At 38.5% G+C, this 25612-nt stretch carries 24 protein-coding genes; 18 read left to right on the top strand and 6 right to left on the bottom strand.

Annotated features, from left to right (window positions below; translation table 11 throughout):
- The first annotated feature begins 26 nt into the window (after positions 1-26).
- The 10 genes from EKM68_RS03130 (at position 27) to EKM68_RS03085 (ending at position 8843) form a co-directional block, all read left to right on the top strand.
- Positions 27-1481: a flavocytochrome c gene (locus EKM68_RS03130; protein ID WP_125588201.1), complete on the top strand. Its 1455-nt coding sequence runs from the start codon at positions 27-29 to the stop codon at positions 1479-1481.
- Positions 1482-1586: 105 nt separating this feature from the next.
- Positions 1587-2498 carry a LysR family transcriptional regulator gene (locus EKM68_RS03125; RefSeq protein WP_125588200.1) on the top strand — a complete coding sequence of 304 codons (912 nt, stop codon included), beginning with the start codon at positions 1587-1589 and terminating at the stop codon, positions 2496-2498.
- A 54-nt stretch (positions 2499-2552) separates the two neighbouring features.
- Positions 2553-3110 carry a sunset domain-containing protein gene (locus EKM68_RS03120; protein WP_125588199.1) on the top strand — a complete coding sequence of 186 codons (558 nt, stop codon included), beginning with the start codon at positions 2553-2555 and terminating at the stop codon, positions 3108-3110.
- A 3-nt stretch (positions 3111-3113) separates the two neighbouring features.
- The gene (locus EKM68_RS03115) at positions 3114-3965 is read left to right on the top strand and encodes a DNA/RNA non-specific endonuclease (RefSeq protein ID WP_125588198.1); all 852 of its coding nucleotides are present in this window, start codon (positions 3114-3116) and stop codon (positions 3963-3965) included.
- Between the two features lie 215 nt (positions 3966-4180).
- Complete coding sequence (locus EKM68_RS03110) at positions 4181-4888, top strand: GntR family transcriptional regulator (RefSeq protein WP_125588197.1); 708 nt, start codon at positions 4181-4183, stop codon at positions 4886-4888.
- A gap of 18 nt (positions 4889-4906) precedes the next feature.
- On the top strand, positions 4907-5389 hold the full coding sequence (gene agaB / locus EKM68_RS03105) for a PTS galactosamine transporter subunit IIB (protein ID WP_125588196.1): 483 nt from the start codon (positions 4907-4909) through the stop codon (positions 5387-5389).
- The gene (gene agaC / locus EKM68_RS03100; RefSeq protein WP_125588195.1) at positions 5390-6196 is read left to right on the top strand and encodes a PTS galactosamine transporter subunit IIC; all 807 of its coding nucleotides are present in this window, start codon (positions 5390-5392) and stop codon (positions 6194-6196) included. It begins immediately after the preceding gene.
- Positions 6180-7004 (top strand): PTS galactosamine transporter subunit IID, encoded by an 825-nt coding sequence (agaD, locus tag EKM68_RS03095; protein WP_164509340.1) that lies wholly within the window; start codon positions 6180-6182, stop codon positions 7002-7004. Before agaC ends, agaD begins: the two co-directional genes overlap by 17 nt.
- A gap of 1 nt (position 7005) precedes the next feature.
- A complete protein-coding gene (locus EKM68_RS03090; RefSeq protein ID WP_125588194.1) occupies positions 7006-7434 on the top strand; it encodes a PTS sugar transporter subunit IIA in 429 nt (142 codons plus the stop codon).
- 104 nt (positions 7435-7538) lie between these two features.
- A complete protein-coding gene (locus EKM68_RS03085; protein ID WP_225422950.1) occupies positions 7539-8843 on the top strand; it encodes an L-cysteine desulfidase family protein in 1305 nt (434 codons plus the stop codon).
- A 41-nt stretch (positions 8844-8884) separates the two neighbouring features.
- Here EKM68_RS03085 and EKM68_RS03080 read toward each other — a convergent pair whose 3' ends face one another.
- The 6 genes from EKM68_RS03080 to EKM68_RS03055 all read right to left on the bottom strand — a co-directional run bounded on the left by EKM68_RS03080 (position 8885) and on the right by EKM68_RS03055 (position 14829).
- Positions 8885-10906 carry an Ig-like domain-containing protein gene (locus tag EKM68_RS03080; RefSeq protein ID WP_125588193.1) on the bottom strand — a complete coding sequence of 674 codons (2022 nt, stop codon included), beginning with the start codon at positions 10904-10906 and terminating at the stop codon, positions 8885-8887.
- A 176-nt stretch (positions 10907-11082) separates the two neighbouring features.
- Positions 11083-12063, bottom strand: coding sequence for a tagatose-bisphosphate aldolase (lacD, locus tag EKM68_RS03075; RefSeq protein ID WP_125588192.1), 981 nt, complete (start codon positions 12061-12063; stop codon positions 11083-11085).
- 31 nt (positions 12064-12094) lie between these two features.
- Entirely contained in the window at positions 12095-13039 is a 945-nt protein-coding gene (locus EKM68_RS03070; RefSeq protein ID WP_125588191.1) for a hexose kinase, read from the bottom strand.
- A 29-nt stretch (positions 13040-13068) separates the two neighbouring features.
- On the bottom strand, positions 13069-13581 hold the full coding sequence (gene lacB / locus EKM68_RS03065) for a galactose-6-phosphate isomerase subunit LacB (protein WP_125588190.1): 513 nt from the start codon (positions 13579-13581) through the stop codon (positions 13069-13071).
- Positions 13582-13617: 36 nt separating this feature from the next.
- Positions 13618-14052, bottom strand: a complete 435-nt coding sequence (lacA, locus tag EKM68_RS03060) for a galactose-6-phosphate isomerase subunit LacA (RefSeq protein WP_125588189.1) — start codon at positions 14050-14052, stop codon at positions 13618-13620.
- Positions 14053-14055: 3 nt separating this feature from the next.
- Positions 14056-14829 carry a DeoR/GlpR family DNA-binding transcription regulator gene (locus tag EKM68_RS03055; RefSeq protein ID WP_125588188.1) on the bottom strand — a complete coding sequence of 258 codons (774 nt, stop codon included), beginning with the start codon at positions 14827-14829 and terminating at the stop codon, positions 14056-14058.
- Between the two features lie 239 nt (positions 14830-15068).
- Between EKM68_RS03055 and EKM68_RS03050 the strand changes: the two genes are divergently transcribed.
- The 8 genes from EKM68_RS03050 to glgA all read left to right on the top strand — a co-directional run bounded on the left by EKM68_RS03050 (position 15069) and on the right by glgA (position 25582).
- Positions 15069-15581, top strand: coding sequence for a PTS sugar transporter subunit IIA (locus EKM68_RS03050; protein WP_125588187.1), 513 nt, complete (start codon positions 15069-15071; stop codon positions 15579-15581).
- Between the two features lie 20 nt (positions 15582-15601).
- Complete coding sequence (locus EKM68_RS03045) at positions 15602-15907, top strand: PTS sugar transporter subunit IIB (RefSeq protein ID WP_164509339.1); 306 nt, start codon at positions 15602-15604, stop codon at positions 15905-15907.
- 83 nt (positions 15908-15990) lie between these two features.
- Positions 15991-17400, top strand: coding sequence for a PTS galactitol transporter subunit IIC (locus tag EKM68_RS03040; protein ID WP_125588186.1), 1410 nt, complete (start codon positions 15991-15993; stop codon positions 17398-17400).
- Positions 17401-17591: 191 nt separating this feature from the next.
- The gene (locus EKM68_RS03035) at positions 17592-19595 is read left to right on the top strand and encodes a hypothetical protein (RefSeq protein ID WP_125588185.1); all 2004 of its coding nucleotides are present in this window, start codon (positions 17592-17594) and stop codon (positions 19593-19595) included.
- A gap of 353 nt (positions 19596-19948) precedes the next feature.
- Positions 19949-21829 (top strand): 1,4-alpha-glucan branching protein GlgB, encoded by a 1881-nt coding sequence (gene glgB, locus EKM68_RS03030; RefSeq protein WP_125588318.1) that lies wholly within the window; start codon positions 19949-19951, stop codon positions 21827-21829.
- Between the two features lie 30 nt (positions 21830-21859).
- Positions 21860-22963, top strand: coding sequence for a glucose-1-phosphate adenylyltransferase (locus EKM68_RS03025; RefSeq protein ID WP_318530718.1), 1104 nt, complete (start codon positions 21860-21862; stop codon positions 22961-22963).
- 20 nt (positions 22964-22983) lie between these two features.
- Positions 22984-24150, top strand: a complete 1167-nt coding sequence (gene glgD, locus EKM68_RS03020) for a glucose-1-phosphate adenylyltransferase subunit GlgD (RefSeq protein WP_125588183.1) — start codon at positions 22984-22986, stop codon at positions 24148-24150.
- Positions 24143-25582 (top strand): glycogen synthase GlgA, encoded by a 1440-nt coding sequence (glgA, locus tag EKM68_RS03015; RefSeq protein WP_125588182.1) that lies wholly within the window; start codon positions 24143-24145, stop codon positions 25580-25582. The genes glgD and glgA overlap by 8 nt, the downstream gene beginning before the upstream one ends.
- Positions 25583-25612 lie beyond the last annotated feature (30 nt).

Here is a 25612-nt window from a genome sequence, read left to right as displayed (position 1 = left end):
GAACAGAATAAGGGCAGGAAAGAAAAATGACAAAAAAACACAGTAAAATCAAAAAGGCTAATAAGAGAAAACAAACTGCAAAGTTTAAATTTGTACCAACTGATATTAGTGAATTACAAGACCACTACGATCTAATCATCGTAGGTTCTGGGGGGACGGGACTAACAGCTGCGATTCAAGCACATGAATTAGGATTATCACCAGTGATCCTAGAAAAGATGTCAAGTATTGGAGGAAATACTACTCGTGCATCTTCAGGTATGAACGCTAGTGAGACTTCAGTTCAATTGGATCACAAGATCGTTGATAGTATGGATGATTTCTACAATGACACCTTCATCGGTGGTGGTAAGAAGAATAATCCTGAACTATTGAAGTTCTTCACAACTCACGGTGCTCTAGCAATCGACTGGTTGGCAGGTCATGGAATTGAGTTAGATGACCTTACAACAACTGGTGGGATGAGTGTATTGAGGACACACCGTCCAAGTTCAATGGCACCAATCGGAGGCTTCTTAGTTACAGAGTTATTGAAGCAAGTTGCTAAAGAAAACATTCCATTGTTTACTGATGTTTTAGTCAAAAAATTATTACAAGACAATGGTACGATCGATGGCGTGGATGTCGAGATCAATGGTGAAAAATCAACTATTAAGGGTGATGCCGTTATCTTGGCCACTGGTGGTTTTGGAGCTAACCAAAAACTACTTACTAAATATCGTCCGGATCTTGAAGGATACAATACAACTAATTCACCTGGAGCAACTGGTGATGGTATCACATTAGCCAGTGCTGTTGGTGCTAAGTTAGTTGATATGGATCAAGTCCAAGTTCATCCAACTGTTCAGCAAGATACTGATCATCCATTCTTGATCGGTGAGGCTGTCCGTGGTGAAGGTGCCATCTTAGTAAACAAATCAGCCAAACGTTTTGTTAATGAGCTAGATACACGTAAGAACGTAACAGCTGCAATTGATGCTTTGAAGGAAAATGGTGCATATTTGATTCTCAATCAGGGTGTTCGCGATCGTGTTAAGGCTATTGAATTCTACGACAAAGTCGGATTAGTTGTAACTGGTTCATCTATCGAAGAATTAGCTGATAGTATCGGACTAGATGCCAAGACTCTTGAAGCAACAGTAGCTACATGGAACAAAGCTGTTGATGGTCATAACGATACTGAATTCGGCAGAACAACTGGTATGGATCGTAGTATCGTCAATGGACCATTCTTCTCAATTCACATTGCTCCTGCCGTTCACTACACAATGGGTGGCGTTAATATTGACGCTGAAACTCACGTATTGGATGAAAAAGGTCAAGCTATCAATGGTTTATTTGCTGGTGGAGAAATTGCCGGAGGATTACATGGTAACAACCGTATCGGTGGTAATTCTATCGCTGAAACAATCATCTTTGGTCGTCAAGCGGGACAACAAGCATTTAAATTTATTCAAAACCTAGAGAAGACAAGTAAGTAATGTAATAAATTGTTATAATTTATTTTGTGATCTGGGTTGGATTCAATTCATTATGAATTAGAAACTAATCGAGGTGTGGTAATAACGCAAAGTGGGTTAAGTAATATGAATACACGTGATTTGTCGTACTTTCGAATTCTAGTTGAGAAACGTAACTATACTGAAGTTGCTGAAATGTTCGCAGTTTCGCAGCCTACGATTACGCAAGCTGTTAAGCGACTGGAAAAAGAATTTAATTCGAAACTAGTCCATGTTGATCGAGTTCATCAAAAAACAGAGATAACTCGCTCGGGCTATTTACTTTACGAAAAATCGAAGATCATCCAAGAAAACCTTGATCTAGCTCGTAGGGAAATCAAGGCGGCTGATAGCAAAAAAATCAAATTTGGTTTGCCACCAATAATTGGAACGTTGTACTTCCCACAGGTTGTCCAAAAATTGGCACAGGAGTCGCTCTTTCAAAGGTTAGATATATCTGAAAGTGGTTCGTCAGAATTGCTAGATGAGCTCGATAACGGTAATGTTGATATTGCTGTTATTGCCACGATCAAACCGATTGAAAATCCAAAATATCAAGTTGAGTACTTGGGCAGTCGTCCCTTCAGCGTAATTGTCAGCGCTAAAAATCCTCTTGCTCAGAGTACAGAACCAATTGATTTTAGGCATCTAATGAAAGAAAAATTTGTCAGATTGACTGATAAATATGTTCATTCGCAGATGTTAGAAGATTATTGTGATTATTATGAATTCAAACCAGAAATTGCGTATGATACGCCTGATATATCTTGGTTCAAAAGCTTGATCCGAGCTAATGTCGGAATCGGTATTTTAGTGGCAGACGAAGTGAGTCCATATGATCAAGATTTAGTCTGCCTAGACATTGCAAATCCATTACCAGAGAGTTTTAATATCTCGGTGGTTCATCGAAAGAGCTATATTTTGAAACCAGATGAGCGTGAGTTAGTCGATATCTTGAAACAAATGAATATTAAAAATACAGAGGGCGGTTACTATTGAGGTAATCGCTTTTTTGATACAATTGAATTGAAAAAATTATAGGGGGAAAAGGGGATGCAAATATCTAAACATGCTAAACGAATCATCTGGACCAGTTTGGTTTTTTTACTGTCAGTTACAGCGTTATACGGAATTATGGCGGAAACTGATTTTGGCAGTAATATTATTCAGGCAGCACAAAAAATCAAGTATATCGGTAAGGACAAGTACGATATTGCCAAGAAAGAACACGATGCGTTGTTGGCTAAGAAGAAAAAACTAGTTAAGCAGGAAAGCCAGACGCAATCACAAGTAACTGATATCAAGAAACAAGAAGATGATGCAAAAAAGGTTGCGTCAGAACAGCAAGCGGCAGCTGAAAAACAACAACGAGAACAGGCTGAAGCAGCTGCTAAGCAAACTCGGTCCAATACCGCTACATCTTCAAGTAATAATACAAGTTCTCGAGGTGATATGAACACAGCCTCGAGTGGTCAAATAGTAGGCAATATAAATTCTCATATTTACCACGTACCAGGACAGCGTGGCTACAATATGAATTCTAGTAATGCAGTTTATTTCCAAACCGAACAAGACGCTATCAATGCTGGTTATAGAAAGGCTAAGGTATAGAATATGAAAAATTTAATTAAAATCTTAGCCGTTATAACGGTAACCATGTCGTTGACCGCTTGTTCTGAAACAAGCTCGACTGATAGCAATGACAATGATAAGACAGAAGTAGTAAAAGATTATTCATATCAAAAGAAAGCCACCAAATTAGAAGCAAGTAATAAAAAATTGAAGAAGTCGATTTCTAAGTTACAAAATAAAATTACTTCGGATCAAGATTATTTGAGTCAACATGATCAAACTAATTACAGTAATAATAATTCACAGACTTCTTCAATTGAGGATTTGGCTAATCTAGAATATACCGGAACTCAGGAAATCGTTGTAAATGACAACAATCCTAATTTTTCACAAGATGATTTGTCGACTAATAATGGCGCATGGCAAGCTTACGGTGATCTCGATAATTTGAACCGTGTTACTGCTGCGAATGCTATGTTGAATGCATCACTTATGCCAAGTGCCAAACGCGAAGGATTAACTTGGACGCCAACTGGTTGGCATAATAAGCGAATCAATTCGGGATGGTTGTACAATCGAAGTCATTTGATTGGTTATCAATTAACCGGACAGAATAATAATCCTAAGAACTTGATGACGGGGACGCGTTCACTGAATAGTCCAGAGATGTTGGCGCATGAAATGGACATTGCTTATTACTTGAAACAGAGTAGTAGTCACTATATACGATATCGCGTAACACCGGTATTTAGGAATGATGAGTTATTGGCACGTGGTGTACAGATGGAGGCTCAATCCATTGGTGATGATGCAGTACATTTCAATGTTTATATTTTCAATGTTCAGTCAGGAGTTACTTTGAATTATGCTGATGGAACTAGTCAAATTGGTTAAAAAATAATTGTTAAACGAAAAGATTGAATTTCTAAATTATCAGAAATCCAATCTTTTTTTGCCCTAAAATGAGCATAGGAATGCTGATATATGGCCACTTTGCCTCGTTTAGTAAAAATATAGAACAAGTTTTATGAAAGCGTTGACACAAATTACACATGGTGCTTTAATGTAGTTGTGGTTGTTATAACAATATAACAAGTTGAGGAATTCCTATGGGTCATACAATGCCACTGTATCAAAGCATGTTGAACGAGTTGATGCGGCAAATTGAATCAGGACAGCTACCTGAGAATAGTAAGTTGCCGTCGGAACAACGATTGGGAGAATTATATAAGGTTTCTAGAATTACTGTCAGACGTGCCTTGACAGAGTTAGAGAACAGAAAATATATATATAAGAAACAAGGTCAAGGGTCTTTCGTGATGTCGAAAGATGAATCTGATCCAGGGATAAGCTATTTAAATGTTCCGAAGATGATCGAGAAGATGGGAGCAAATCCGAGGATAGAGTTGGAAAAGTTCAGTATCAACGTTGATGGCACTGAAAAGCGTGCCCGTGAAGAACTGGACTTGAGCGAAGATGATTATCTTTACTCATTGCAATATCTATATTATGCGGATGATGAACCAGTTTTCAGTGAAAAAGTTTTTTTGCCATTTGATAGTTTTCCAATGATTCATAAGAACGAAATTATTGATAAAAATTTGATTCCGTTTTTAGCCAAAAGGTACGTGATGCAAGCTGAATTTCATTCTGAAACTGAGGCCAGCTTAATAACTAGTAAGAATCGCAAGATATTCGATTTGAATGTCGGTGATCCGATGGTAAATGTCACGACCAAAGGTATCGCAGACGGAAGATTTGTTTATTATAGTCAATCGATCGTCGTCGGTGACTTGATTATGTTCATAGTTAAATAAATGAAAGAGGGAATAAACATGGGTGAACCAAATATTGTATTAACAAGAATTGATAACAGATTAGTCCATGGACAAGTTGGTGTTGTTTGGACTTCATCTGTTGGTGCTAACTTATTGCTAGTCGCTAATGACGACACAGCAAATGATCCACTACAACAAGAATTAATGGCCGCTACAGCTGACAGTTCTGGTGTTGGAATTCGTTTCTGGACTATCGAGAAGACAATCAACAATATCCATCGTGCCAGCGCTAAACAAAAGATTTTTGTCGTTGTTCGTACACCAGAGGATGCTCGTAAGTTGCTTGAAGGTGGAGTTCCAATTAAGAACCTTGATATTGGTAACATGCACTTTTCAGATGGCAAGAAACAAGTTACTAAGTATACATACATGGATGACAAAGATAAGGAAGACTTGAAGGCTTGTGCTGACAAAGGTGCCAGCGTATACGTTCAAGAAGTACCAGAGGACAAAAAACAACCATTGGAAGAAGTGATCTAGATGCAAGTTACGTTAATGCAGGGACTATTAATTGGTCTTTTCGCAATTATTTCTGGTATTGACTTTTGGTGGGAAGGTTTCTATATCTTCAGACCAATGATAGTTTGTACCATTACAGGATTAATTTTAGGAAATCTTACTTTAGGAATTGTTGCTGCCGGACTTACTGAACTAGCATTTGCTGGTTTAACTCCGGTTGGTGGAACACAGCCGCCTAACCCTATTATGGCTGGTATTATGACTGTTGTTTTAGCTTATACAACAGGTAAGAGTCCAGCTACAGCTATTGGACTAGCACTACCATTCAGTATTTTGATGCAATATATTATTTTATTCTACTATTCAGCATTCTCAGTTTTGACAAAGAAACTTGATACATACGCTGAAAAGGGTGAAACAAAGAGATTTACTAATTTAGCTTTACTACCAACATGGATCGTTGGTTTGACATATGGTATCATCGCATTCTTGTGTGTCTATGGTGCACAAGGTCCAATGAAGTCATTAGTTAACGCAATGCCAGTTTGGTTGAGTCATGGATTTGAAATCGCTGGTAGTATCTTACCTGCCGTTGGTTTTGGATTATTACTAAAGAGTATGTTAAAAGCACGTTATGTTCCATATCTACTTATCGGATTTACAGCTGCCTGCTTTATTAAGTTTGGTAACTTGATGCCTGTTGCTATTATTGGTGTTGCTCTAGCATTGATTGAATACAACAGAAGCAAAAAAGATGCTGAAAATGACAAGAAGTTGAAGACTGCTATGGAAAATTCAAATGGAGGCGACGATGAAGATGGAATCTAAAAAATCAGAAACTCCAACAAGAGGCAAACTAACTAAGCATGATGTTGGTATGCTTGGTATTAGATCTATTTTTAACCAGTCAGCAATGAACTACGAAAGAATGCAGGCTGATGGCTGGACCTTAGCAATGATCCCTTCACTGAAGAAGATCTATAAGGATGACAAGGAAGGCTTGGCTAATGCCATGAAGTCTAACTTGCAATTCATTAATACTAATAACTATGCTGCTCCTCTATTGATGGGACTTGAAGCCTCCCTAGAAGAGAACGGTGAGAAGCGTTCCACAATCGATGGTTTGAGAATCGCCTTGTTTGGACCATTAGCTGGTATTGGTGATGCCATTACTTGGTTCACAATTCTACCTATTGTTGCTGGTATTACAGCATCATTCGCTAAACAAGGAAGCGTCTTAGGACCACTGATCTTCTTCCTTGTCTACGTTGCAATGTTCTTCGCACGTATTCCTATCGCACGTTTAGGATACACAACAGGTACAAAGGCTATTTCTAAGATCCGTGAGAATTCAGCCATCGTTTCACACGCTGCTAGTGTCCTAGGTTGTACAGTTATCGGTGGTTTGATCGCTACATATGTCCAAATCACTGTTAAGACAAAGATTCCAGTTACTGCCGGTCATACAATTTCGATTCAAACACAATTCTTTGACCGTATTTTCCCTAACATCCTTCCATTGGGTTACACTTTCTTACTATATTGGTTGCTCAAGAAGAAGAATGTCAGTCCTGTTATGTTAATTTTGGTTACATTTATTTTAGCTATTGCACTCTCATGGTTGGGGGTTCTATAGTATGAAAATTATTGTTACTGGACATGGAAACTTTGCTTCAGGAATTCATTCAACTGTTAAGTTATTAGCTGGTCAATTACCAGGAGTCAGTTTTATTGATTTTACTGGTGATATGAATGATAAGAGTCTCTCCGCAGAATTTACTAAAGAAATCAAAGATGATGATTCAGTAGTATTCTTCTGTGACTTATTGGGCGGCACCCCCTTTAAAGAAGCTGTCAAATTAAGTATGAGTAGTGATAAAGATATCCAAGTTACATGTGGTTGTAACGTTGGATCATTGATGGAGATAGGCCTCCAACTATCTTCATTCGATGGTAATGCCACGCAGTTAGCAGATAAGCTCGTGGAAACAAGTAAGTCACAAACTCAATTATTCGTCCATCAGGAAAATAAATTCGAAGCCGATGCTGAAGACGACGGCATCTAATCAAACGTCCAAGAACTCCATACCGATTTGGTATAGAGTTCTTTTTTGTTCTGAATATGTTATATTTTTAACAAAGTGACAAGTATTCCAGAAAGGAAATAATCATGACTCAACAAGCAGGTACAGGAAAAGGTAATTACGAGCAAATGTTTATCAGAACCCTCAAAGAAGGTGTTGTCCCTGCCACGGGTTGCACAGAACCGATTGCTATCGCTTATGCGGCGGCTAATTGCATGTTATATCTAACTAGCAATGACATTCAAAAAATCGATGTAAGCGTCTCTCACAACATTATGAAGAATGCGATGGCGGTGATCGTTCCTGGTACTGGCAGACCAGGATTAATTGTAGCAGCGGCGGCTGGTGCGATTGCCGGTGACCCTCAGGCTGGTTTGAGTGTTATTTCCAAATTAAATGAGACGCAGTTACCTGAGATTAATCAGTTAGTAGATTCTGGTAAAATTTCTACGCGTGTTGCCGATGTCAGAGACAATCTGTATGTTGAAGTCACAATTTCTGATCCTACAGATACAGTTAAAGTTTATATTGCAGGCGATCACACCAATATATTTTTAATTGAGAAGAATGGGAAAACCATTTATTCTAAGGATCGCCCAGCACCACAGGCTATTTCAGAAACTAAACAATTCTTACAGACAGTCAAGCTCAAGGATATTTGGGATTTTGCTTTGACAGAACCACTGGCCAACATTGTTTTTATGCGTAAGGCAGCTAATTTTAACTTGGCTTTGGCAGATGATGGATTCGAACACGACTATGGCGTCAAAGTTGGTAAGTCATTACAAAAGTCAAAACTTCAAAGTAATAGTAGTTTGACAGAACAAATAATCTCTTACTCGGCAGCCGCTTCGGATGCTCGGATGGGTGGATCACAATTACCAGCAATGTCTAATTCAGGTTCGGGAAACCAAGGTATAACAGCAACTATTCCGGTTTGTATCGTTGCTAAACATGAGAAGTCTGGCGAAGAAAAGTTGATCAGAGCTTTGACGCTTTCACATCTAACGGCATTGTACATTCATGCGTTTTTACCGGTGTTATCAGCGTTTTGTGCAACTGATTCTGCGGCTATGGGTGCTGCAACCGGCTCAATCTACTTGTTAACGAATGATTACAAAGAGGCTTGTTCAGCTATCAAGAATATGATTGGAGATGCTGCAGGGATGGTCTGTGACGGTGCGGGATGTTCCTGCGCGATGAAGGTTGCGACTTCAATTTCATCAATGTGTCGTGCGGTTGACTTGGCGATTCAAGGGGTAGAGATACCAGCAACTAATGGTCTGGTGCAAGAAGATATTGATGAAACAATTCGTGGATTAGGTAAGTTAGTTACGAATGGCTTTGGTCAAACTGATTCAGCAATTCTGGATGTAATGATGAATAAATAGAACTAAAAAAACAATCTCTTATGAGATTGTTTTTTTAGTATCTAAAGACTTTCAACAATTGACCATTTTAACTCAGTGTTATATTTACCGGCGACTAAATTATTATCGTTCATATGTAATAAAATCCCATTTTCTTTGGCCCAACCGATTGAAGGAACAGAATTACCCTCATTGGTTGTTTGGATTACTTGATCCTTTCCCAAAATATCGTAACCAATGCCATCTTCGTAGTATTGAAGACTACCTAATAATTTCACATCGGCAGCATTGGTAAAATCACTAGCTTGCTGCACACGAACCTCGGCAGAATTCAAATTACGTCTCTGGTCATCAACTTCAACGACATTTTCAGGTTCATTCAAATTATCAGGTCGATAAATTATTTCATTGGCAGAAAAGGGAGTTATGGTACCAAAATCTATATCCTTGACTGTCATTTGAATTTGGTTAGTTAAGTAGGTAATTGCTTCCTCATCACCATCACTACGATAGTCATCAGCAGTAGAAACTTGCCCGAGTACGTAAGGTGTTGTTCGTTGAGTTTCTTTTTCATCGATAGCTCCGACTGTGGAAGTTACTGCGACGGTATGGCTTTGTTTAGTACTGAAACCCAGATTTTTGACCACTAATTCTTTGGTTTCGCTTTTAGTATTATCAACTATTTCATAGTGATCATCAGATAATTCCTGATCATCCACAACGACGGAATTTATGGTAGAGCTTTCTCTAATCGGTAGGTGATATGTCCCATTTGTCAAAACTCCGGTGCCACTATTATTAGTGATCGTGGCACTTTCGGTTATCTTATCACCAGCGTTGACGCCAAATAAATGAAGATCGGTATCTAGTTCATCGTGGTAATCGCTGTTGATGAGACTATTTTTGATCTTGATATCTGGGGCGCCATCAGGAATAACTGTCAGAGTGGCTTTGTTAGTGGTGTAACTCTTATTCAGTGTTCCCAATTTAACATTGATAACCGCTTGATATTTACTTTGGTTGTCATCTTCCATGGTAGTGGCATCAGTCGTTACTGAGAGCGCACCGTTGGTCTCATCACCCTTGTTGATCTGAACTCTGGAACCATCGGGATTATCTCGATACCATTTGACACTGTACTCATTATCTCCATCACTGGTATCGCCACCTTCATCACCGTCATCGCCATCGTCACCATCATTATCCAATTCGCCAAGGTTACCCTCGATAGAGAATGTGGCTTTGTCACCAGCCTTAACGGTTTGATCTTCCAAACCTTGCCCAATTTTAACTTCTTTAGTGGCTTGAATATCATCTCCGACAGGATTATGGAGAGTACCGATAACAGTTACAGTACCATGTACTTCAGGCTTGGTTACGGCTGTTAATAGTCCCGTATCCTCATTAATAGTAGCTAGGGAAGTATCGTCGACACTCCAAGTTACTTCACCAGTATAGTTTGAGGGAACAACATCAGCGTGAGCATAGGTTGATGTTTGAGCCATATCGAATGAGGTACTGTAAATATAATCGTCGTCTGTTCGGATGGTCATTTCCTTACCATCGGTAGGTTCAGGAACAGTATGGACAGCTGCTACTTGAGAATAAATTTTCTTGGCAAAGTAGTTCCAGATCAATCCTTGCCATTGAACTTGTAATTGGTAGTAGGTAGTTTCATCGGCTGTTTTACCAGTGATAACTAGATTTTCTTGGGTACCACCGTTTGCTTTACTGACCTTGGTCCATTCTTTATCGCCAACTTTGTATTGATACCATTGGTATCTAGCTTTTCTAGTAAATGAAGCAACAGCATAAACTGCCGAACGGGCGGAATCAGTCCGCAGTGTAGTTGTATTATCGACAACAACATAGCTGTTTTCTTTTGGTTGTAATGCGAATCCGGTTGATAGCCAGATTCCAAAGAACTTTCTAACGTCTTTAGTAGGTTTGTGGTAGTATCCTACGTCTTCTGCATTTGGTTCAGTGTCTGTATCTTCAGCTAATACATTCTTGCTAAAAGATTGAAAACAGGCGAGAGCTAATAGGAGGGCGAACATTGTTAGGATAAACTTTTTAAGCCGCATAAATCCTCTCCTTACTTATATATTGGTATAAGTTTAACATTATGTATACATCATAATAATTCATTTTATACAAAAACTATTTTAATAATATGGGTCAATTATATCTAAGAAAACACAAAAAAAGACGACCTCATCTGAGATCGTCAAATTGTCAAAACATCGGATTTAAATTTAAATTAGTCTTTTGAAACTTTGTCTTTCCATGAAGTAGCTGTTTCAGCTAATACTTCGTTCAATTCATCAATATTCTTCTTACCTTCAGTGTTCATCCACTTCTTACCGGCTTCTTCACCATCTTTAGCAAATGGTTCTACACCGTTTCTCCATGTAGCACGTCCACAAAGAACACCATTGAACTTAGCACCGGCTTCTTTAGCCATCTTAAGTTCTGTTCTGAATGCTTCAGCAGTAACACCGGCACTCAAGAAGATATAAGGCTTGTCAGTAGCATCTGATTGTTCCTTGAAGTACTTAACAGCTTCTTCTTTAGTATAAACGGCTTTGTTATCACCATTGAATCCTTCAACGTAGTCAAGGTTAATAGGAACTTCAACCTTCAAAACATCGATCTTGTATTCAGGTTTTGAGAATTCTTTCATTGTTTCAATAACTTTATGAGGCTTTATCTTAGCATATTCAGCAACGTCACTGATCGAGTCATCGTATGTAACTAGTTCAACGAATAGAGGAATGTCTTCTGCGGCACATTCTGAACCGATTCTTTCAACAAAGGCTTCTTTGTGATCAACGATTGTCTTATCTTCATCTGGATCGAAGTAGATCAAGAACTTGATTGAGTCAGCTCCGGCTGCCTTGAGACGACGTACAGACCATTCTGGGATCAAGTCTGGCATTCTACCAGCGGCTGTTGTGTCATATCCTGTCTTTTCGTATGAAACTAGAAGACCTGAACCATCAGCACGAACCTTAGCTGCTGGAAGACCATATTCTGGGTCAAGTAGGATTGATGAAGCATAAGGTGTTAATTCACTAGAAATAACTTTCTTGAATTCAACGATATCATGTTCGTTGGCTGGCTTGCCTGAAGCTGCGGCTAGCATTTTCTTTAGTGAGCCACGTTGATCAATAGCAAGTGCGGCGATAACTCCGTCTTTGTTAGACATTTTCTCGAGTGCTGCATATTTCTTTGGTGTCATGTATTTAATTCCTCCGATTTTTTTAAACAAATTAGTAGTTAACTACGTTTACCTTTTCAAAATAATCTTTATATTGATTAATGTCAATATATCCAGTCTTTTCTTGAAGGGTATTCAAGATTCCAACAGTCATTGCGCGTTTCATAACGTCTTCTGGACTTTCTTGATTTACGATACCAGCGGCAAGACCAGCAACAGTAGAATCACCTGAGCCGACAGGGTTGACGGCGTGGATCTTAGGTATGTTTACTTTAAAGAATTTATCGATGTGTTTTACGAAACAACCCTTTGAGCCAAGTGATACTACGATCCAAGGAATATCTTGGAATATTTCTTCGGTTGCTAATTTTTCCTTCAAGTCGTCTAAGTCGACAACTTCTTTGCCTATAAGTTGAGCTATTTCGTCTTGATTAGGTTTGATCATAAATGGTTTAACATCTGCTTCGAGCGCTAATCTCAAAGCTTCGTTAGAACTGTCTAGAATCACGGGTACGTTATGCTTTGCCGCAACTTTAACCATCTTAGAGTAGAGGGCAGTTGACAAACCTTGAGGTAGACTTCCTGAAATTGTAACTAATGAGAATCCACTTACTTGGTCTTCAAAATGTTCCAAGAAGCTTTCTTCGTCAGATTCAGAAAGGCTAGGACCCGATTCAAGAATTTCAGTTTGATCTCCATCGTCATGCAAAATGGCGATACAGTTACGAGATTCTTGATTAATTTTCATAAATGCATGATCGACTTTGTTTTCGTCGAGCTGATTCAAGATATATTGACCGATCGTTCCGCCAATAATACCAGATGCTGTTACGGGAACATCTAATTGTTTGAGAACTCTAGTAACGTTTAGACCCTTACCACCAGCAGTCTTTGAAACTTCTTTAACACGATTGACCGTGTCGATCTTCAAATGATCTAATGGGTAAGAGATATCAACAGAAGGGTTCATTGTAATTGTAAGAACTGAATTACTCATATAAAGCTCCTTTTTCCACGCTTTACTCTCTAGTCGTGGTAGTATCCTTCATTCCATAACTTCATTTCGTGATCGAAGAAGTGAGGATTGTCATGTTGTTCTGGATTGTCTGGTTCAAGAGCATCGATCTTAGCAACAAGGTCGTCATCCTCACCTTTGTAATCAGCAGCAAGATATGTTTTAACGATATCTTCAGCCAAATGTTCACCAACAACAGCACCACCAAAACTAATAACATTAGCATTTAGATGTTCCTTAGCATACTTAGCAGTAGTTGTATCATTAACTAGAGCTGCACGTACACCTTTGTTTTTATCAGCGGCAGTTGAGATACCAACACCGGTACCACATAGAACAACACCATAATCAGCCTTGCCATCACGAACCAAGTTAGCAACACGTAGTCCGTATATTGGATAGTGAGTTCTTGTATTATCATATGTTCCGACATCGATAACTTCGTTACCCATAGCCTTTAACATATCTGAGATTTGCATTTTAACATCTGTAACAATATGGTCGTTTCCTAGTGCAATAATCATAAAATATTCCTCCTGTTATCAAATTGAATTTTTTAATTAGATTAATTTTTCAAGCATATCTAGACGGATTTGGTGACGTCCACCTGCGTAATTTACACCTAAGTATGAATCAACGATTCCTTCAGCTTTTGTAGGTCCAACGATTCCGGCACCCATTGCGATAGCCTTTGCACCATTGTGTTGTGTTGTCATATGAGCTGTGTTCTCTTCAACAACGTTAGCTGTTACCATGCCATGAATCTTGTTACTTGCCATAGCTGAGCCTGTTCCATATTGATCGAACATAACACCACGATCAGCTTTTCCATCAAGAATGTAGTGTGCAAGTTCAACTGATGAATCAACGAAATCAGCAGCTGGCTTTTCGCTTAGGTCAATAACTTCATAACCCTTGCCTTCGCCTTGTAAGTAACTCTTGATATGTTCCTTCAATTCAAAACCTGCTTTATCTGAAGCTAGTGCAATTTTCATAAATTAATTCCTCCTATTATCATTGATAACTCTTACATATTGTTGATAGTAATCTAAAGTTTCATAAGATGTGTCCTTGTTGGTAATCAGATAATCAACATCGTCTAAGCTGTAGAAAGTATAAAAATCATTTCTATTCAACTTATACTTGTCAGCTACGATATATTTTGTCTGAGAATTGTTTAAAGCAACGCTTTGGATACGACCTTCTTCAGTGTTAGCGGTCATGATCTGTGAATTCTGGATCCCGTTGACACCTACAAAAGCCTTATCGAACTTCAGTCCACTAACAGCATTACTTGCTAAAGCACCTATTAATGTTCCTGATCTGCTTCTGTAAATTCCGCCGGCTAAAATCAATTCACATTGAACGTCAGCGTTTCTAAAACTTTCAAAGACAGGAATACTGATAGTGACAATTCGCAAAGAATTAACACCCTTAATATAGGGAGCAATTAATTCCGATGTTGTACCAGGGCCGACAAAGACAGTATCGAAGTTGCGAATTTCATTGGCTGCTAACTTGGCAATTTCCTGTTTTTCCTTTATATGAACTTCACGCTTCTCAGCATGTGAAGCTTCCTCTAATGGAGAAACATTAACTTTTTGAGCACCACCGTGAATTCGGATCAATTTACCGGATTCCGATAATTCCTCAAGATCTCGACGTATCGTCATATCGGATACATCTAGTAAGGAAGTTAAGTCATTAACAGTAACGATGTCATTCTTATCCAATTCGGATATTATCTTTAGAAAGCGTTCCTTTTTTAACAAAAGACCACCTCTTTTTGTTTACTATTGTTCGTTACAAACACAATTTAGCATCTATAATGTTTATTGTCAATGCTTTTTGTTTGAAATTTTAAAGCCTTTTCATTTTGATTAAGTTGCTAATATAGGAGGAAAGTAAGCAAAATCATAAGTTTATCAATAATTGTTGACAATTTTTATGATAGCGTTTACTATTGCCTTGTAAACAAAAACAAACAACCAATAGGCAGGTGGTGGCATTAATGAGCAATTTGGCTACTGATCCACTATTTAACGAAAACGAGGTATTCATCTCGAATGCTTCCAACCAAGAAGAGGTTTTTCGTGAAGTAGCAGAGTCATTATATAAAAAGGATCTAGTAACGGAGGATTTCATTAATAATTTGTTGGAACGTGAGAAAAACTATCCAACCGGGATCGATATGTCAGTTGTATCACCAAAGATACCAAACATCGCAATTCCACATACGGAGAGCGAGTTCGTCAAAACACGAATGATCGTCCCAATCAAATTAACTAATTCGATTTCTTTCCACAATATGATTGATCCATCGAAAGAATTCGATGTTAGGTTTTTGTTCATGATTTTGAATGATGATCCTGAGGGACAATCAAACATCCTCGCTCAAATCATGGACTTCATGGCTCGTACTTCCGAGAACGAGCTCGTTTCATTCTTTAAGGCTAGCGATCCTAAGGATATTTATTCATTCTTGAATCGTAAGTTTATGCAATATGCAAAAGATAATGATTAACCAAAAGGAGAGTGTTTATTATGTTCAAAATTTTAGCTGCTTGTGGTGCTGGAGTTAACTCAAGTCACCAAATCAAAGATGCATTGGAAACAGAAATGGGTAACCGTGGTTATGATGTCCAAGCTGATGCCGTTATGGTTAAAGACATCACAGAAGATATGATGAAGAACTACGACCTATTCACACCAATCGCTGCTACAGATTTGGGATTCACATCAGATGTTCCTGTTGTTGATGCTGGTCCTATCTTATACAGAATGCCTGCTATGGCTGCACCTGTATATGATGCCGTTGAAAAGGTTATTAAGGAAAGCGGCAAGGGCTAGACATTAGCTCCAGGCGTTTGATCGAGTTTTATAGTTTCATTGGCGTTAGATCTACCGACATAAAATTCTAGGGGGAAACAGATATGTCAGGAATAATTAGTTTCGCCAATGCGGTGTTCAAACCATTAATTGACTTAGGTGCTGCACCTATGATGTTAATTGTTTTAACAATTATCGCGTTGGTATTTAGAGTTAAGTTTTCTAAGGCTTTGGAGGGTGGTATTAAATTAGCCATCGCTCTTACAGCTATCAGTGCCGTTATTGGATTGTTGACAACAGCCTTCCAAGACGCATTGAATGCCTTCGTTAAATCAACTGGTATTCAATTATCAGTTACTGACTTAGGTTGGGCTCCATTGGCTACTATTACATGGGGTTCTCCATATACATTGTTCTTCTTACTTATCATGGTTATCGTCAACGTTATCATGATCGTGTTGAACAAGACTAATACATTGGATGTTGATATTTTCGATATCTGGCATCTAGCTTTCGTTGGTTTGCTTGCAATGTTCTTTGGTGCAAACTTACTAATCGCTACAATTCTTGTTATTTTCATTGGTGTTTTGAAGATTATCAACTCAGACTTGATGAAACCTACTTTTAACGATCTACTTCATGCTCCAGCTTCAAACCCTATGACAACAACACATATGAACTACATGATGAACCCTCTTATCATGGTGTTTGATAAGATCTTTGATGTTATCTTCCCATGGTTAGACAAATTTGATTTCGATGCTGCTGATTTGAATAAAAAGATCGGTTTCTGGGGAAGCAAATTCGCCATTGGTGTTTATCTAGGTATCTTTATCGGTTTACTTTCGCACCAAGGTGTTAAAGAAATCTTTACACTTTCATTTACTGCTGCTTTCTGTTTGGAATTATTCTCACTTATCGGTTCATGGTTTATCGCTGCTGTTGAACCATTATCACAAGGTATTACAGACTTTGCCAACAGAAGACTTAAAGGTAGAACAATGAACGTTGGACTTGACTGGCCATTTATCGCCGGACGTGCTGAAATCTGGGCTGCCGCTAACGTTCTTGCACCTATCATGTTACTAGAAGCTTTAGTATTACCTGGAAACAAGATTTTACCTCTTGGTGGTATCATCGCCATGGGTGTTACACCAGCCTTACTAGTTGTTACACGTGGTAAGATTGTTCGTATGATCGTTATCGGTGCTTTGGAATTACCTGTCTTCCTATGGGCCGGTACATTAGCTGCTCCTATGGTTACTGAAACAGCTAAGAAGCTTGGTGCATTCCCTAAGGGTCTTGCATCAGGAACAATGATTTCTCACTCAACAATGGAAGGTCCTATTGAAAAATTCTTGGCTTACCTTGTTGGTAACGCATCTAAAGGACAAATCACATTTGTACTTTACGCTGCTCTTGCATTAGCTGCATACCTATTGATCTTTATCTGGTACGCACGTCAAATGAAGAAGAGAAATGCTGTATATGCTGCTGCAGAAGCTGCAAAATAATTACAACTTAGTCATATAGAAATAATTTAAGAGTCCTCAATGAGGGCCCTTTTTTTGTTTTGAATACTTTTTTGATAAAAGAATTCATATTTTCCTCATCGTCAACTATTAGCACACTTATACCCTGATATAATGTAGATGATTATATACATTATGCTATATGTGTCTTATTAAAAAATGAGGGAATAGAAATGAAAAATAAAAAGAGGATAATTTTACCCTTTTTGGTAATTGCACTGAGCTTGTTAGTAGCAATAGTTAATACTATCGGTATCATTGCGGCTACTAATGCTGATTCTGTAACCGCTAAGATAAATAATGTAATAACTGATAACGATGACTACAATACAACTGTTGACTTTCAATTAACCAATAGCGGCAGTCAATTGATCTTGTATTCACCTGATTATGATAATTTGGATATAGATTATTTGAAGATTGAGTTAGGTGATTCTAATGTTATTACCAATAAGGACAGTCATTACGTGATCGTTAATTTGAAAAATAAAATGAATGATAAATATGCTGGTTCATTTAATGTAGAGATGAAAGAGTCTGAGAATGATAATTTGATTGTTCGTGATATGAGCAATAATAATTTAGCTGTAAAGAGTCTTACATCAATTGATTCAGCTAACGAAATCAATTCAGGAAACGTTGATATTTCAAACAAACCAGTTTTGAATTTGATCAATGCCGGAACAGAGGCTAGTCCGGTAAGTACTGGAACTAGTTATGAAGTTACTGGTAATTGGTATGATTATGATAGTCAAAACGTTGATTTATATTATAGTTTGGATCAAAACGATTCATCGAAAGCTTCAAAAGTTTCTAGTTATACACAAAGTGAAACAGAAGGTCAGAACTTAGTAGTTCATTCATTGGATGAAAAAATAAACTTAGCTGGTCAATCTGGAAATCATACTCTGTATTTTTGGATTAAAGATTCTGATGGTAACTGGTCTGATGTGGGTGGAAGTGTAGTGAATATCGCTGCTAGTAAAACAGTGTATTCTGGATTCAGTCGAGCTAGTGCTTTGATGGCAACACGTGCTCTGACACTAGCGTCAGAGCCTATTACAACCGGTCCTAGCGGGATTACTATGACTCTTGATAATCCCGCAAATAATACTGCGAGTGCACCAACAGTCCCAATTGGTAGTAACTATCAAATAAGCGGAACTTGGTACAGCAATACCACGACAACTTTCAATTTATATTGTCAATTTGATGCTTCAAAGAATGGTTCACTTAATTGGCACTATGTTCAATCGTTTACGGGATCCTTAGGACAGGTTCATAAATTTACCGCTACCATTCAGGGCTCATTCATAGATACATATCCTTCCGGTCCACATAGAATATATCTAAATTCTACGGTTAGCGGCTCTTCTAGCGATACTAATACAGTTATTGTCATTCCACTTGAACAATCTTTGGAGATTGTTAGTCCTAGTGCGGATACTTCAGCTGATAACCCATATGTTGCTAGAAATAATAACTTGGATGTAAGTGTTTTATTAAATAGTAACGGAGTAGGAACTTTCAACTTTGTTATTGATGGAACCAAAACAAATATCTTTACTAATGCCGGGATTATTCACAATTATCCCGCTGAAAAAACAATTGACTTAAGCACGCTTAATACATCCAGTGGGGGATCTGCTAATGATAGTTTAATACATAAGGCCCAGTACCAGTATGTTTCGGGGCAAACTGGCCAAGTCTCCTCTTCGGTTGATTTTTATTTTATAGTAGGTTCTGACTTCAGGATAACTGCCCCAACAATCGATTTTGGATCTCATGATCCAGGATCTGGAGATAATAACGGTGATGTCACAGCGGCACCAACCTTAAGTGGAGATTCACTGACGGTATATGACGGGCATATGCCTTCTTCAACAGGCACAGAGGGTAAAATACAATTGAATTTGAGTACTAATAAGTTTGTTAATACAACTAACAACAAAACGTTAGCTGCGGACTTATATTGGAACGGTACACTCATTAGTGATGATTCAGATCCAGTCACGGTCGGTTACGTTGATCCACCAACCGTGGATAGTCCAGCATATAAAAATTTTGACAGTGAACTTAAAAATAATATGAGGCTGAAGTTCAATGTACTTAATAACAGTTCAGGCCAGTACAAGTCGATCTTTACTTGGACGGCAGTCGAGAGCGTTACAAATTAATAATTATGTTTATAGAACTCTTCGGAGTTCTATTTTTTTACCCAAAAATACAATTGGTATAGTCAGATAAAAAAACTTGTATTTTATATATTGTGATTTTTTCACTTCTCCAAAAAATCAATTTTCAGAAATAAAATATGGGTTATATATTCTTTTACAAATAACCGTTACCGACATATAATAGCACCGTAAACAGCTGTTATATCAAGGATACACAACGTATATGTATGGTTTGTAAATAATATAATTAATTTCATGAAAAGCAATACAATAATTGTAAACTAACTTATAATGAAAGTATAAAATGAATAATAGTTCATTTTTTCACATTTTAAGCAAAGGAAGTGATCGATTTGGTATTGGAACATGTATTAGCCGAAAGTGGTTATTTATTCAATACTGGTAAGTCTTTTAGGAGTTATGAATTTCTAGGTTGTCATGTTTTAAATGATGGTATAACTACATTTACTGTTTGGGCTCCACACTCCAAATCAGTTGCGGTAGTTGGTGATTTCAACCAATGGCAAGATTCTGAATTGACCAAGGTTGGTACAACTGGAATTTGGCACGGTGAATTCAACGGAGTTGATCCTGGTTCATTGTACAAGTTGGCAATTACTGGACCAGATGGCGAACGCCATCTAAAAATCGATCCTTATGCTAAAGAATTTGAAAAAAAGCCTGGGGATGCAGCGGTAGTAGTCAAACCTGTCGATAAAAAATGGCATGATAGCCTGTGGTTAGCTCGACGAAAGCGCAGTGATGCCAAGAAACGTCCAATGAATATCTATGAATTACATTTGGGCTCATGGCGTAGACATGAAGATGATAGTTACTACAGTTATGAAGAAATCGCTGATGAACTGATCCCATATCTCAAAAAAATGGATTACACGCATGTTGAATTGATGCCAGTAATGGAGCATTTATTAGATGCTTCATGGGGGTATCAACAATTAGGCTACTTCGCGATAACTAGTCGTTTTGGTGGAGTCGATGGATTCTTAGATTTAGTTGATAAGCTTCATCAAGCTAACATTGGTGTTTTCGTCGATTGGGTCCCAGGGCACTTTATTCGAAATTACGATGCACTATATCAATATGATGGCACGCCCACGTATGAATATCAGGATGAAAATCGTGCCAATAATCGTGGCTGGGGTGCTTGGAACTTTGACCTTGGCAAAGCTCAAGTTCAGAGCTTTTTGATCTCGAGTGCGCTTTATTGGTTAGAACAATGTCATTTGGACGGTTTAAGAGTGGATTCAGTATCTAATATGCTCTATCTTGATTACGATGTTGGCAAAGAAGGTCTGACTAATCAAAAAGGTGATAATCGTAACCTTGAAGGAATTGAGTTCTTACAACGTTTGAATAACGTTGTTCATCAGGAGCATCCTGATGTTTTGATGATCGCCGAAGAGTCGTCGGCCTATTCAGGTGTCACAGATACAGTAGCCAATGGTGGGTTAGGTTTTGATTTCAAATGGAATCTTGGTTGGATGCATGACACATTGAAGTTCTTTGAGATGGATCCACTATATCGACGTGATCACTTTGATCTATTAACATTTGCGTTTGTTTATATGTACAACGAAAAATTTATTATGCCATTTTCACACGATGAAGTTGTTCACGGTAAAAAATCACTGATGCATAAGATGCCAGGTGATCGATACAATCAATTCGCTAATTTGCGAACATTGATGACATATCTATTGGTATTTCCAGGTAAGAAGTTGACCTTCATGGGATCTGAATGGGGGCAATTTCTCGAGTGGCGTGATTGGAGCCAGCTAGAGTGGGTGGATCTCAAAGATCCTCTGAATCACAAGATGCAGGAATTTATGCAATCACTTAATAGTATTTATCGTGACAATCGTCCCTTATGGGAACAGGACTATGAACCAGCAGGATTGATCTATTCTAATACAGATGATGCACAGAATTCGACGATGGGATTCATTCGTCAAGGCAAGCGTAAGCATCAATTTGTAGTTGCGGCTTTTAATTTTGTACCAGTTGAACGCAAAGAATATCGTATCGGTGTTCCCTATGCAGGTGAATATGAATTATTAATTAACACTGAAGATGTCAACTATGGTGGCACTTGGACGAAGCCAGAAATCAAATTTACGGCTGACAAGACACCATTCAATGGACAACCTGCAAGTTTTACTACAACACTACCAGCAATGGGAGCGTTATTGATTCGACCAACCAAATTGAAGTAGGGGTGAGTCACTATGACAGAAAAAAATGAAATGTTAGCAATTATTTTAGCCGGTGGGCAAGGTACACGTTTGGGTAAGTTGACTAAGTCCACTGCCAAACCGGCAATTCCGTTTGGAGGTCGTTACCGCATTATTGATTTTACTTTGAGTAATTGTGCCAATTCAGGAATTGATACTGTTGGTGTTGTTACCCAGTATCAGCCACTGGAACTCAATGCTCATATCGGTAATGGTTCGAGCTGGGGGCTAGATGATCAAAACGGTGGTGTAACGGTGTTACAACCTTTTTCATCTAGTGAAGGTGAGAAGTTCTTCGAAGGAACTGCACATGCTATTTATCAAAATATTGAATATATTGATCAGCAAAATCCTGAGTACTTATTAGTTCTATCTGGGGATCATATTTATAAGATGGATTATGGTGCCATGTTGGAATATCACAAGGCTAAGAAAGCATCATTAACAGTTGGAGTTATTCCGGTATCAATGGAAGAGGCCAAGCGATTCGGTATGATGAATACGGATGAAACTGATCGTATTATTGAATTCGAAGAGAAACCTGAACACCCAAAGAGTGATAAAGCTTCAATGGGAATTTATATTTTTAATTGGGCAACTTTGAGAAACTACTTAACAACGAGTTTTACAACTAATAATTCGCTGGAAGACTTCGGTAAGAATGTTATTCCAATGTATCTTGCCAATAATGAGTCAACTTATGCTTATGCCTTTGATGGCTATTGGCGTGATGTTGGTACGATCCACAGTTTGTGGCAAGCCAATATGGAATTCCTTTCACCACACAACAGTCTAAATATTGGGGACCACAATTGGCGGATAAATTCGAAAGCCCAGGTTTTACCACCAATGTTCTTAACTAGTACAAGTAATGTAAATAATTCAATGATCGTTGACAGCTGCTATGTTGCTGGTGAGGTCGATCATTCGATTCTTTCACAACGTGTATCGGTCGGGACCGGTAGTCGCATTGTGGACAGTATGATCATGCCCGGAGCGACGATCGGTAAGAATGTTGTCATTGATCACGCATTGGTCGGTGAAGAAGCGGTTATTGGTGATGGAGCGGAAGTTAAGGGTACTGAAAAAGATATCGCCGTGGTAGGTTATGGCTAAGTTCTGGGGGTTAAGAAATCATGAAACATAACAGTGTAAGTGCCGTTATCAACTTAGTTGAACCATGGGAAAAACTAGAACCTTTAACAATTGCTCGTCCAGTGGGAACATTGCCATTTGGTGGTCGGTATCGTTTGTTGGACTTCCCACTATCTAGCATTGCTAACGCAGGTATCCAAAATGTCATGATCGCCTCGCCACGTTCAGGACGCTCTGTTTCTGATCACATCCGTAGTGGTAATGATTGGAATTTGGACACGATCCGCGGCGGATTATTCAACTTCCCATACAATGATTTGTCATTGATAGCACCTGAGAAGAAAGATACTTTGCTACATCATTATTACGATAATGCCATTTTATTTCTCAAACGTAGTAACAGTGAATATACTGTTGTTATGGGGACTAGAAATATTTGTAACATTGATCTGAAGGCATTGCTGCGCTATCACAAAGAACGTGATAATCGTGTTACGACCGTCTACAAGAGTGTCGATGCGAGTGAGGTCAAACCCACAAACACTGTTTTGCAGTTGACTGAGAATGGCATGGCAACTTCAGTTGTTCAGGCTTCTAAGACGTTTCCATCTAGTGAAGGTAAATTAGCCAAAGACTTGAATATTTACTTGATGAGTACCGTCGATCTAGTTGATATTTTGAATGAAGCCAATCAACGTGGCGATTTGATCAGTCTGGAACGCTTGATGAAACGAGCCGTTATTCAACACAACGCTAATGCTTTTGAATACACCGGTTTCTATGCCAATATTCACGATATTCCTAGTTACTACAAGGCTAGTATGTCGATTCTTAAGGAAGATAATTTCAGAGCGCTGTTTTATAGTCAGCGTCAGATCTATACTAAGGTCAAAAATGAAATTCCGACTTTCTTCGCTAAGAGTTCGCAAGTTAAAGGTAGTTTATGCGGAACTGGTGGTTATATCGAAGGGAAAATTGATAACTCGGTTATCTTCAGAAATGTCTTCATTAATCGTGATAGTTTGATTCAAGATTCGGTTATCATGCAGGGAACCAGAATCGGTGTCGGCACAACTATTGAAAATGCTGTGATAGACAAGAATGTTGTGATCGGTCCGAACCTTGAATTAAAAGGAACACCAGATGAACCACTGGTAATCGGCAAAGGTAAGAGAATATTCAGACAGACGGAGGTCACTAATGAGTAAAGTTTTATTTGCGGCCGCAGAAGCAGCACCATTTTATAAGACCGGTGGCCTAGGGGATGTCAGCTTGGCATTGCCAAAGGCATTGATTCAAGATGGCGTTGAGTTGCGGGTGGTAATTCCATATTATAAAAAACTTTTTCCAGATAAATATCGTTCAGAGATTAAAGAGTTGATGTATTTCCAAGTTCAAGTTGGCAATCAATCCAAGTATTGCGGAATAAAAACTTTGAAACTTGATGGCATACAATATTATTTGATCGACAACGAAGAATATTTTGGCCGCGACGGTATCTACGGTTATTGGGATGACGGTGAGCGTTTTGCCTTCTATCAATTAGCCATCTGTGAAATGCTGGAAAAGGTCAACTATATTCCTAACGTGATTCATTGTAATGATTGGCACACGGCGTTTATTCCGGTGCTGTTGAAAGATAAGTACAACTGGATCGATTCGTATCGTCATATCAAGACAGTTCTAACGATTCATAATATTCAATTCCAGGGTATCTATGATCCAGTTGTTTTAGAGAGTTTGTTTGGCATTGGAACAGAAACCTTCGATGAGGGCTCTGTTGAATATTATGGTAATGTCAATTTCATGAAGGGTGGAATTTATTACGCAGATGCTGTAACGACAGTATCTCCAAGTTACGCCCAAGAGATTCAGACGCCAGAATTTGGTGAAAACTTAGATGGTATCCTCCAAGATAATTCGTATAAGCTCCAAGGAATAGTCAACGGAATTGATACCCAAGTTTATGATCCAGCCACTGATCCTAATATTTACTCACACTACCAAGTTGACGATATGACTAATAAAACAAAAGACAAACACGCTCTACAAAAATCTCTAGGACTTCCACAAGTCGATGTACCAATTTTTGCGGTAGTATCAAGATTGACCAGACAAAAAGGTATGGATCTGTTACTAGCGGCATTAAATGATTTCTTACATAATCATGATGCTCAAGTTATTGTTTTGGGTACAGGTGATCCAGACCTTGAGAATGGATTCAGAGGCTATCAAGATGCTTTCCCTGATAAATTTGTAGCCGCAATTGAATTTGATGTCAAACTAGCACAACAGATCTACGCCGGCAGTGATGTTTTCGTAATGCCATCAGCGTTCGAACCTTGTGGATTATCACAAATGATGGCTATGCGTTATGGAAGTATCCCGTTAGTTCATTCGGTTGGCGGTTTACGTGATACGGTTAAGCCATATAATCATTTCACTGACGAAGGTACTGGGTTTGGTTTCGATGATTATCGTGCCAGCGTTTTGGGCAAGATGATGAATAAGGCGTATGACATTTATCATGATGATCCCAAGACTTGGCAAAAGATAAGGTTCCAGGGTATGAAACAAGACTTTGGCTGGCAAAAATCGGCACGAAAATACCGCCAATTGTATCAAGAACTGTCTGATTAATTATCCTAACGATTGATGGGAGTTATAAAT

The organism is Companilactobacillus jidongensis (genome assembly GCF_003946575.1).
Classification (GTDB): Bacteria; Bacillota; Bacilli; order Lactobacillales; family Lactobacillaceae; genus Companilactobacillus; species Companilactobacillus jidongensis.
This window is presented reverse-complemented; position numbering and strand designations above follow the sequence as displayed.

Coding starts and splice junctions, on each gene's coding strand:
- EKM68_RS03070 (WP_125588191.1), bottom strand. CDS start 13,039: ATGAGTAATTCAGTTCTTACAATTACAATGAACCCTTCTGTTGATATC.
- agaC (WP_125588195.1), top strand. CDS start 5,390: ATGCAAGTTACGTTAATGCAGGGACTATTAATTGGTCTTTTCGCAATT.
- EKM68_RS03090 (WP_125588194.1), top strand. CDS start 7,006: ATGAAAATTATTGTTACTGGACATGGAAACTTTGCTTCAGGAATTCAT.
- agaB (WP_125588196.1), top strand. CDS start 4,907: ATGGGTGAACCAAATATTGTATTAACAAGAATTGATAACAGATTAGTC.
- lacB (WP_125588190.1), bottom strand. CDS start 13,581: ATGATTATTGCACTAGGAAACGACCATATTGTTACAGATGTTAAAATG.
- EKM68_RS03035 (WP_125588185.1), top strand. CDS start 17,592: ATGAAAAATAAAAAGAGGATAATTTTACCCTTTTTGGTAATTGCACTG.
- agaD (WP_164509340.1), top strand. CDS start 6,180: ATGAAGATGGAATCTAAAAAATCAGAAACTCCAACAAGAGGCAAACTA.
- EKM68_RS03040 (WP_125588186.1), top strand. CDS start 15,991: ATGTCAGGAATAATTAGTTTCGCCAATGCGGTGTTCAAACCATTAATT.
- lacD (WP_125588192.1), bottom strand. CDS start 12,063: ATGACACCAAAGAAATATGCAGCACTCGAGAAAATGTCTAACAAAGAC.
- lacA (WP_125588189.1), bottom strand. CDS start 14,052: ATGAAAATTGCACTAGCTTCAGATAAAGCAGGTTTTGAATTGAAGGAA.
- EKM68_RS03045 (WP_164509339.1), top strand. CDS start 15,602: ATGTTCAAAATTTTAGCTGCTTGTGGTGCTGGAGTTAACTCAAGTCAC.
- EKM68_RS03125 (WP_125588200.1), top strand. CDS start 1,587: ATGAATACACGTGATTTGTCGTACTTTCGAATTCTAGTTGAGAAACGT.
- EKM68_RS03130 (WP_125588201.1), top strand. CDS start 27: ATGACAAAAAAACACAGTAAAATCAAAAAGGCTAATAAGAGAAAACAA.
- EKM68_RS03110 (WP_125588197.1), top strand. CDS start 4,181: ATGGGTCATACAATGCCACTGTATCAAAGCATGTTGAACGAGTTGATG.
- EKM68_RS03050 (WP_125588187.1), top strand. CDS start 15,069: ATGAGCAATTTGGCTACTGATCCACTATTTAACGAAAACGAGGTATTC.
- EKM68_RS03025 (WP_318530718.1), top strand. CDS start 21,860: ATGTTAGCAATTATTTTAGCCGGTGGGCAAGGTACACGTTTGGGTAAG.
- EKM68_RS03080 (WP_125588193.1), bottom strand. CDS start 10,906: ATGCGGCTTAAAAAGTTTATCCTAACAATGTTCGCCCTCCTATTAGCT.
- glgA (WP_125588182.1), top strand. CDS start 24,143: ATGAGTAAAGTTTTATTTGCGGCCGCAGAAGCAGCACCATTTTATAAG.
- EKM68_RS03115 (WP_125588198.1), top strand. CDS start 3,114: ATGAAAAATTTAATTAAAATCTTAGCCGTTATAACGGTAACCATGTCG.
- glgD (WP_125588183.1), top strand. CDS start 22,984: ATGAAACATAACAGTGTAAGTGCCGTTATCAACTTAGTTGAACCATGG.
- EKM68_RS03085 (WP_225422950.1), top strand. CDS start 7,539: ATGACTCAACAAGCAGGTACAGGAAAAGGTAATTACGAGCAAATGTTT.
- EKM68_RS03120 (WP_125588199.1), top strand. CDS start 2,553: ATGCAAATATCTAAACATGCTAAACGAATCATCTGGACCAGTTTGGTT.